The organism is Arhodomonas sp. KWT (genome assembly GCF_010993615.1).
In genome coordinates this window covers 1-516 of record NZ_WNXE01001136.1, presented here as the reverse complement: position 1 = coordinate 516, position 516 = coordinate 1, and the positions used below count along the sequence as shown (strand labels likewise).

Annotated in this window: 1 protein-coding gene; it reads left to right on the top strand. The window is 69.0% G+C overall.

Annotated elements, in window-relative coordinates:
- On the top strand, positions 1 to 397 hold a 397-nt coding region (locus G7A99_RS24575), incomplete at its 5' end, for a DHHA1 domain-containing protein (protein ID WP_240466417.1).
- Positions 398 to 516 lie beyond the last annotated feature (119 nt).

Here is a 516-nt window from a genome sequence, read left to right as displayed (position 1 = left end):
GGCCCGGCTCGCCAGCCAGACGGGCAGCGACCTGGTGGACAAGGCGGTCGAGGTCGGTGGCGTGCGCGTGCTTGCCGAACAGGTCGATGCCGCGGACGCCAAGGCGCTGCGGAATACCCTGGATCAGCTCAAGAACAAGCTCGGCAGTGGCGTGATCGTGCTTGCCGGGGTCGACGGGGAGAAGGTCCGCATCGTGGCCGGTGTCACCTCGGACCTGACCGACCGGGTGCGCGCCGGGGATATGGTCAACCGCGTCGCCGAACGCGTCGGCGGCCGCGGCGGCGGTCGCGCCGACTTCGCCCAGGCGGGCGGCAACGACCCCTCGAGGCTGGGCGACGCGCTCGGTGCCGTCTCCGGCTGGGTCGGCGAGGCCCTCGGCGAGACGGCCGGTAACTGACAAACCCATTCAGGAAACACGGACATGTCACTGATAGTTCAGAAATATGGTGGCAGCTCGGTCGGCGATATCGAGCGCATCGAGCATGTCGCCCGCAAGGCCATCGCCACCCGGGATGC